Here is a 6,707-nt window from a genome sequence, read left to right as displayed (position 1 = left end):
GCGGGGCCGACCGCGTCGCCGGCAGCGCCGGACTCGGCCGCCGGCGTCGGCTGCTCGTGGGGCTCCTTCTCGACCCGGGCGTGCCGGGGCGGCACGGCGAGCCGGAGCACGTCGGCCAGGTTGCCCGCGTACCGGTCGGCGACCGCCCGGGCCAACCGGGTGATCTCCGGGGCCAGCACCGGCTCGGGCGAGACCACCTTCTCCAGGTAGGCGAGCCGGCCGGTGTGCCCGGAGTCGTCCGCCCGCGACAGCAGCCAGCCGTCGACCAGCTGCCCCGCGAAGCGCACCTTCACCCGGGTGCCGGGCACCGCCACGTCGGCCAGCTCGGCCGGCACCAGGTAGTCGAACGGCCGGTCCAGGTGCGCCAGCGGAACGTCCACGCAGACGCGCGCGACCGGCGACCCGTCCGCGGGTCGCCGGTCGCTACGCCTGGTGGCGGTCAGGCTCCCGCGGCCGACTTGAGGTCGGCGGCCCGGTCGGTGCTCTCCCACGACAGGTCCGGCAGCTCCCGGCCGAAGTGGCCGTACGCGGCGGTCTGCTGGTAGATCGGGCGGAGCAGGTTGAGGTCCCGGATGATCGCGGCCGGGCGCAGGTCGAACACCTCGGAGACGGCCTTCTCGATCGAGGCGACCGGCACGGTCTCGGTGCCGAACGTCTCGATGAACAGGCTCACCGGGTGCGCCTTGCCGATGGCGTAGGCGACCTGCGCCTCGCAGCGCTCGGCCAGGCCGGCGGCGACCACGTTCTTGGCCACCCAGCGCATCGCGTACGCGGCCGAGCGGTCCACCTTGGACGGGTCCTTGCCGGAGAACGCGCCGCCGCCGTGCCGGGCGTACCCGCCGTAGGTGTCGACGATGATCTTGCGGCCGGTCAGGCCGGCGTCACCCATCGGGCCGCCGATCTCGAACCGGCCCGTCGGGTTGACCAGCAGCCGGTAGCCCTCGGTGTCCAGACCGAGGCTCTCCAGCTCGGGCGCGATGACGGAGTCGCGCACGTCCGGGGTGAGCAGCGACTCCAGCGAGATGTCCGCGGCGTGCTGGCTGGACACCACGACGGTGTTCAGGCGGACCGGGCGCAGCCCCTCGTACTCGATGGTGACCTGGGTCTTGCCGTCCGGGCGCAGGTACGGGATGGTCCCGTCCTTGCGGACCGCGGCGAGCCGGCGGGCCAGTCGGTGGGCGAGGGCGATGGGCAGCGGCATCAGCTCGGGGGTCTCCGAGCAGGCGAAGCCGAACATCATGCCCTGGTCGCCGGCGCCCTGCGCGTCCAGCGCGCTCTCCGACGCACCGGTGCGCAGCTCGAAGGCGTTGTCCACGCCCTGCGCGATGTCCTCGGACTGGGCGCCGATGGAGACGCTGACCCCGCAGGACGCGCCGTCGAAACCCTTCTTCGACGAGTCGTAGCCGATGTCGAGGATGGTGCGCCGGACGATGGTGGGGATGTCGGCGTACGCCTTCGTGGTGACCTCACCGGCGATGTGGACCTGGCCGGTGGTGATCATGGTCTCGACCGCGACCCGGCTGTGCGGGTCCTCGGCGAGCAGCGCATCGAGGATGCCGTCGCTGATCTGGTCGGCGATCTTGTCCGGGTGGCCTTCCGTGACCGATTCGGACGTGAAGAGGCGGCGTGTCACGGCACTCCTAAGCGTGTGAGGTCGTTCCGCGGCAGTCTAGTCACCGCTGCGGCCGGTGTCGGGATCGGTCGCGCGCTGTTCCACCCGTCAGGAGCGGTTGGCCAACCGCGCCACGACGAGGTCCCACACGGTGTCGGCCACGGCCTCCTTGGCCTGCTCCGGCAGACGGCTCACCGAGCCGTCCGCGCCGATGACCGTCACCGTGTTGGTGTCGGCGCCGAAGACCCGGTCGGGACCGACCTCGTTGACCACGATCAGGTCGGCCCGCTTCCGGGCGAGTTTCGTCCGGCCGTTGGCCTCCGCGTCGCCGGTCTCGGCGGCGAACACCACCAGCACCTGCTCCGGTCGCTTGCGCTGGCCGAGCTCCGCCGCGATGTCCGGGTTCGTGACGAGCTCGATGGTGGGAGCGACACCGTCGTCCGACTTCTTGATTTTGCCAGGCGCGTACGTCGCCGGTCGGAAATCGGCCGGAGCCGCCGCCATCACGACCGCGTCGGCCTCGGCGGCGGCCTGGAGGGTCGCCTCGCGCAGCTCGGCGGTCGTGCCGACGCGGACCAGGTCGACCCCGGCGGGGTCGGCGAGGGAGACGTTGGCCGCGATGAGCGTGACCCGCGCGCCCCGGGCGACAGCCGACCGGGCGAAGGCGTAGCCCTGCTTGCCGGAGGAGCGGTTGCCGAGGAAGCGGACCGGGTCCAGCGGCTCGCGGGTGCCGCCGGCGGTGACCACCAGCCGGCGGCCGGTCAGGTCGGCGGGGGCGGACACGCCCCGAGCGAGGACCTGGCGGGCGACCGCGAAGATCTCCGCCGGGTCGGGCAGTCGGCCCTTGCCGGTGTCGGCGCCGGTGAGCCGCCCGACGGCCGGCTCGATGACCCGCACGCCCCGGGACCGCAACGTGGCGACGTTGGCGACGGTGGCCGGATGCTCCCACATCTCGGTGTGCATGGCCGGAGCCAGCACCACCGGGCAGCGGGCGGTCAGCAGCGTGTTGGTCAGCAGGTCGTCGGCGAGCCCGTGGGCGGCCTTGGCGAGCAGGTCGGTGGTGGTCGGCGCGACCACCACCAGGTCGGCCTGCTTGCCGAGGCGGACGTGCGGCACCTCGTGCACGTCGGACCAGACGTCGTCGGCGACCGGTTGGCCGGAGAGCGCCGCCCAGGTCGGCGCCCCGACGAACTTCAGCGCCGACGCGGTCGGCACGACCCGGACCCGATGGCCCGACTCGGTGAAGAGTCGCAGCAGCTCACACGCCTTGTAGGCGGCGATGCCGCCGCCGACCCCGAGGACGATCGAGGCGGACATCGACGGGTGCGGGCTTACGGCTGGTCGGTCGGCTCGGCGGTGAGCAGGCCCGCGTTGATCTCGCGCATGGCGATGGAGAGGGGCTTCTCCTGCGGGGTGGTCTCGACGAGCGGACCGACATACTCCAGGAGGCCCTCACCGAGCTGGCTGTAGTAGGCGTTGACCTGGCGCGCGCGCTTGGCGGCGAAGATGACCAGCGCGTACTTCGACGTCGTCTTCTCAAGGAGCTCGTCGATCGGCGGGTTGGTGATGCCTTCGGGGTTGGCGATGGATCCCACGAATTAACCTCTGCGTCTTTCGAGCCGCGCGGACGCGGTGCTGAGTCTCAACGGCGGCCGGCCGTCAGCCGCGTACACGCGACCAGGCCGGATCCGGATAAGAAGAACCGAGTAAGCCTACCAGCTCGTCGGCGACCCGATCGGTGTGGTCGTGCGTCAGGGTGTGCGCGAAGGCGGCGGCCACGGCGGCGTCGGGTCGGTGCCCGGGTGGGATCAACAGCACCAGCCGCGCGGCGGGCACTCGCGCCCGCACCAGCCGGGCGCCGGGGACGTCGAGCGGGAGCAGGACCGTCTGCCCGGCGTCGAGCCGGGCGCGCAGCGGCGGGTCGAGGGTGCCCCGGTGGTACGCGCCGATCCGGGACCACTCCAGCAGGTCTCCGGTGGCCACCCGGCGCTCGAACTCGGCCGGGGCGAGAAAGACCCGCTGCTCACCGTCCACCTCCGGCTCCCGGCGCGGCCTCGTCGTTGCCGGCACCGGGATCCACACGGACGGGAAACGCGCCCGAACGAGCTCGACGACACTCTCCCTGCCGGAACCCGAAGGTCCAGCCAGGACAGTGAGCCGAGCCGCCGGGCGCGTCTCGCCATCCGTGCTCACTGCTTGTTTCTACACGCTGCCAGGTTCAGTTGGCGGCGAACTCTCCAAGCAGTGCCTTGCGCTGCTGCTCGCCGAGGCCACGCAGGCGACGGCTGTCAGCGATCTTGAGCTTCTCCATGATCTGGGTAGCCCGGATCTTGCCGATGCCCGGCATCGCCTGCAGGACGGCCGAAACCTTGAGCTTGCCCACGACGTCGTCGCTCTCGGCGCGCTCGAGGACGGCACCAAGGGTGGTCTTGCCCTGCTTGAGCTGCTCCTTCAGCTCGGCACGGGCCTTGCGGATCTCCGCGGCCTTCTCGAGCGCGGCAGCGCGCTGTTCGGGGGTCAGTGACGGGAGCGGCACCAGTTCTCCTCAGGTCCCTATCGCGGCGGGCGGGGCGCACCGCCGCATCTGTGAAACGTGGTGTCGCTGTGAACCAAGGGGTCCGTGGTTCCCAGCGCGGGGAAAACTAGCGGTCAACGGAGCTTTCGGCAACGTGGGCGCGCGATGATCATCGCAAAGTGACCGAGCCGTCAGTCAGTCACCGGGCAGCCAGAACGGCCCGGCACTCGGCCGAGACCCGGTCGGCGGCGGCCCGCAGGGCGTCCGCGTCCGGTCCCGCCGACAGGACCTCCCGGGAGTACGACGGGAGCACCGAAGCGAGGCTGGAACCGAAGACGGTGCGCAGATCCGCGGCGCCCGCACCCTGCGCGCCGAGCCCCGGAGCGAGCAGCGGACCCCCCACCCCGGAGAGGTCATGACCGGTGTCACCGATGGTCGCGCCGACCACCAGACCGAAGCTGCCGAGGGGGGTCGCACCCCTGTTGAGCTGGGAAATCTCGTCGATCACGGTCTGCGCGACGGTTCGCCCGTCGGCCGTGCGGGCCCGCTGCACGGCCGCGCCCTCGGGGTTCGAGGTGAGGGCCAGCACGAAGACCCCGCCGCCGTGTTTGGCGGCCAACTCGAACATCGGCGCCAGCGAACCTACTCCCAGGTAGGGACTGGCCGTGACCGCGTCGACATACAGCGGGCTGGATGGATCAAGGTACGCGGAGGCGTACGCGCTGACCGTTGAGCCGATGTCGCCACGCTTGACGTCCAGAAGAACGAGCGAACCGGCTTCTCGTAACTGTCGGATAGTTGACTCAAGGATCGCCACACCGCGGGATCCGAATCGCTCGAAAAAGGCCGACTGAGGCTTGACCACCGCAACCCGGTCACCGAGGGCGTCCACCACGGTCCGGGAGAACCGTTCGAGGCCGTCGACGTCGTCCGCGAGGCCCCACCGGGCCAGCAGACCGGGATGCGGGTCGATGCCCACACAGAGCGGTCCGCGCTCGCTGACGGCCCGGTGCAGTCGGGTGCCGAAGCTCTCCATCTGTGCACTTCTCCTCTACTCGTCCGGGCGGCGGACCGCCTCGGGGCGTACTCGTTGACCGGGACCGCTCAGCCGGCGGCCACCGCCGCCGCCACCCCGGCCGCGATACGGGCCAGGTCGGCGTCGTCGGTGACGTACGGCGGCATCGTGTAGATCAGGTCGCGGAACGGCCGCAGCCAGACGCCCCGCTCGACGGCCGCCGCGGTGGCCGCGCCGAGGTCGACCTCGTGGTCGAGCTGGACCACACCGATCGCCCCGAGCACCCGCACATCCGCCACGCCCGGCGCGGCACGCAGCGGCTCCAGGCCGGCGCGCAGACCGGCGCCGACCCGGGACACCTGCGCCGCCCAGTCTCCGGCCCGCAGCAGCCCGATGGAGGCGTTGGCGACCGCGCAGGCCAGCGGGTTGCCCATGAACGTGGGCCCGTGCGCCAGCACGCCGTCGGCGGAGATCCCCCGGGCGACCTCGGCGGTGCACAGCGTCGCGGCCAGGGTCAGGTAGCCCCCGGTGAGCGCCTTGCCCACGCACATCACGTCCGGGGCCACCCCGGCGTGCTCGGCGGCGAACATCGCGCCGGTACGGCCGAACCCGGTCGCGATCTCGTCGAAGATCAGCAGCACCCCGTGCGCGCGGGTCACCTCGCGCAGCACCCGCAGATAACCCGGATGGTGGAACCGCATCCCGCCGGCGCCCTGGACGACGGGCTCGACGATCACCGCGGCCAGCTCGTCGGCGTGCCGCTCGACGGTGTCCACCAACGCCGCCACGTACGCCTCGTCCGGCGGGTCGGTGAAGCCGCCGGGCGGCACCGGGGCGAAGATCTGCCGGGGCAGCACGTCACCCCAGAGGTGGTGCATCCCGCCCTCCGGGTCGCAGACGCTCATCGGGTGGAACGTGTCGCCGTGGTAGCCGCCCCGCCAGGTCGCCAGCCGGCGCCGCTGCGGCCGCCCGACGGCCCGCTGGTACTGCAGGCACATCTTCGCCGCCACCTCGACGCTCACCGAGCCGGAGTCGGCCAGGAACACGTGCTCCAGACCTTCCGGGGCCAGCTCGACGAGGGTCCGCGCGAGCTGCACCGCGGGCTCGTGGGTGAGGCCGCCGAACATCACGTGGCTCATCCGGGCGAGCTGGTCGGTCACTGCCGCGTCCAGCACCGGGTGCCGGTAGCCGTGGATCGCCGCCCACCAGGACGACATGCCGTCCACCAGCTCGCGGCCGTCGGCCAGGGTCAGCCGTACGCCCTCGGCGCTCCGCACCACGTACGGCGCGTTCGCCGGCGGCAGGGCGGCGTACGGGTGCCAGACGTGCGCCCGGTCGGTGGCCAGGATCTCCTCGGGCGTCATGCGTGCTCCTTCCGGACCGGACGGCGGACCAGGCGGTGGGCCGGACGACGGGCCGCGCGGCCGGGCGGCACCTCTCCCCATCCGCCTTTGCTCTGCTTCAGCGGAGGCAACAGTGGGTGTCCGGATATCGGACGCCCACTGTTGCCTCGGTTGAAGCAGTGCAAAGGCAGCAGTGACCGGTCGGGGTCCTCGGCCGACCGA

7 protein-coding genes and 1 pseudogene are annotated in these 6,707 nt (G+C 72.1%); all 8 read right to left on the bottom strand.

Annotated features, from left to right (window positions below; genetic code table 11):
• Positions 1–380, bottom strand: a pseudogene (locus tag B0E54_RS23730) (primosomal protein N'); the annotation flags it as partial.
• A gap of 59 nt (positions 381–439) precedes the next feature.
• Positions 440–1,633 carry a methionine adenosyltransferase gene (gene metK / locus B0E54_RS23725; protein ID WP_234588148.1) on the bottom strand — a complete coding sequence of 398 codons (1,194 nt, stop codon included), beginning with the start codon at positions 1,631–1,633 and terminating at the stop codon, positions 440–442.
• 87 nt (positions 1,634–1,720) lie between these two features.
• Positions 1,721–2,929 (bottom strand): bifunctional phosphopantothenoylcysteine decarboxylase/phosphopantothenate--cysteine ligase CoaBC, encoded by a 1,209-nt coding sequence (coaBC, locus tag B0E54_RS23720; protein WP_234588147.1) that lies wholly within the window; start codon positions 2,927–2,929, stop codon positions 1,721–1,723.
• Positions 2,930–2,943: 14 nt separating this feature from the next.
• Complete coding sequence (rpoZ, locus tag B0E54_RS23715) at positions 2,944–3,207, bottom strand: DNA-directed RNA polymerase subunit omega (RefSeq protein WP_007075826.1); 264 nt, start codon at positions 3,205–3,207, stop codon at positions 2,944–2,946.
• Positions 3,208–3,271: 64 nt separating this feature from the next.
• Positions 3,272–3,805, bottom strand: coding sequence for a guanylate kinase (locus B0E54_RS23710; RefSeq protein WP_234588146.1), 534 nt, complete (start codon positions 3,803–3,805; stop codon positions 3,272–3,274).
• A gap of 25 nt (positions 3,806–3,830) precedes the next feature.
• On the bottom strand, positions 3,831–4,148 hold the full coding sequence (gene mihF, locus B0E54_RS23705) for an integration host factor, actinobacterial type (protein WP_007458370.1): 318 nt from the start codon (positions 4,146–4,148) through the stop codon (positions 3,831–3,833).
• Positions 4,149–4,326: 178 nt separating this feature from the next.
• The gene (gene pyrF / locus B0E54_RS23700; RefSeq protein ID WP_234588145.1) at positions 4,327–5,163 is read right to left on the bottom strand and encodes an orotidine-5'-phosphate decarboxylase; all 837 of its coding nucleotides are present in this window, start codon (positions 5,161–5,163) and stop codon (positions 4,327–4,329) included.
• A 68-nt stretch (positions 5,164–5,231) separates the two neighbouring features.
• Positions 5,232–6,506 (bottom strand): adenosylmethionine--8-amino-7-oxononanoate transaminase, encoded by a 1,275-nt coding sequence (locus tag B0E54_RS23695; protein ID WP_234588144.1) that lies wholly within the window; start codon positions 6,504–6,506, stop codon positions 5,232–5,234.
• Between the last annotated feature and the right edge of the window lie 201 nt (positions 6,507–6,707).

The organism is Micromonospora sp. MH99 (assembly GCF_021442385.1).
In the GTDB taxonomy this organism is placed as follows: Bacteria; Actinomycetota; Actinomycetes; order Mycobacteriales; family Micromonosporaceae; genus Micromonospora.
The sequence above is the reverse complement of the archived record's forward strand: the minus strand, read 5'-3'. Positions and strand labels throughout refer to the sequence as shown.